A 1,462-nucleotide genomic window follows, 5' to 3' on the forward strand; every position below is an offset into this window, starting at 1 on the left:
TTGAAGTGTTATATAGTGCCAGAACGATCATCGAACGAATCTTTGGCATTCTAAAAGACGGATACAGTCTCCGTCGTGTTCACAAGCGTGAGAAACAGGCAGTTGAAGCTCATGTAGATCGATGCATGATATCTATGCATATCATGGCAAATATGGCGTACCATCAGACAGGAAAGGCCAATTGTGGATGGACACGCAATCGGCTGCAAAGAGCAAATTAAGTTATTCACAGGTGGATATGTGAATAACTTAAATGAACGTTTTCTTTCCATAAAGGGTAGTGAGAAAAACCATTTTGTGAAGGCGGGATACGTATGCCCTTTTTTGAAGAAAAATGACCGTTTTACTTCTATTGAATTAAAAATCTGGATGTAAATTGAAAATCTGGATGAAAAGGCAAAAAAAATCGGGATAATTAATTTTCCAGAGCCTCGCTCAAGGGTATATTTTTATTTTGGCAGAGGCTCTCTGTAAAAGCTTCACTTGAAATCGAAGGCTTAAAAGTAACAAAAGAAATTGAGGATCTAGTCATTGCAAAAGCAGCAGGAGAGATTTCTTTTGAACAGTTTAAACGTGAAGCAGTTAGGTTGGCAGGGAAACAGTGAATCGGTATGCTGCCCTTGACCTCTGTTTCAATACTGTCTTTTAACCAAAAAAAATAATCCACCCTTGAGTTTATAGGCCACGGGTGGATTATTCTGCCTAAAGCCGATCCCCCTTGAAGATCGTATCCGTATTATACACGATTACAATTGTATCACGAAATCGATAAAAATATTCTGAAATATCTGATATTTTATCGTGGTAGAAAAATGCAAGAGCATAAGGAATTTTTGCCCCCACCGAAGGTGTGGGATCAGGCAGTGCCTGATAAAACGATGGGTACAAAAAAAGACGATTCGCCCACAAATATCCCATTAAAATCCCACGTTTAGCCCACTAAAATCCCACAAATAGTCCACGCTTGTCCCACATTTAGTCCACTAATATATCCCCGTAATCTCATCACTATATACTGTTCCGAAACTTTTTAACAGAATGAAATATCCCTATCATTCAAATAAATGTTTGACTATCAAAAGGAAAGGGGGTACAATATATTCAAATGAACATTTGAATATAAAGAGGTGACATTAATGAGCACCAAAGACACTTGCGAAATTTATTGTTATGACGAAGAAAAAGTGAATCGAATACAAGGCGAATTAGCTAAACACGATATAAGTAGTGTTGCCCTATTATTTAAAGCCATTGCAGATGAAAACAGAACAAAAATCGTTTTTTCACTTTGTCAGGATGACGAATTGTGTGTGTGTGATGTTGCCAACATTATTGGTTCTTCTGTCGCAACAGCTTCTCATCATTTACGGACTCTGGATTTAAGTCAATATTTTGGACACCAATAAGTGAAATTTAATTTTGATCTCATGCCATATTTTTCATGACATCGCTGGTCGCTTGA

General features: G+C 37.4%; 2 protein-coding genes and 1 pseudogene. All 3 read left to right on the plus strand.

Annotated elements, in window-relative coordinates; all coding sequences use genetic code 11:
- Positions 1–221, plus strand: a 221-nt coding sequence (locus tag IC21_RS12725) for a transposase (RefSeq protein WP_035180973.1), incomplete at its 5' end; no start/stop codon positions are given.
- A gap of 222 nt (positions 222–443) precedes the next feature.
- Positions 444–605 (plus strand): antitoxin VbhA family protein, encoded by a 162-nt coding sequence (locus IC21_RS17725; RefSeq protein WP_371836425.1) that lies wholly within the window; start codon positions 444–446, stop codon positions 603–605.
- Between the two features lie 531 nt (positions 606–1,136).
- A pseudogene (locus IC21_RS12730) lies at positions 1,137–1,376 on the plus strand (ArsR/SmtB family transcription factor); the annotation flags it as partial.
- Positions 1,377–1,462 lie beyond the last annotated feature (86 nt).

The organism is Heyndrickxia coagulans DSM 1 = ATCC 7050, from assembly GCF_000290615.1.
Classification (GTDB): domain Bacteria; phylum Bacillota; class Bacilli; order Bacillales; family Bacillaceae_C; genus Weizmannia; species Weizmannia coagulans.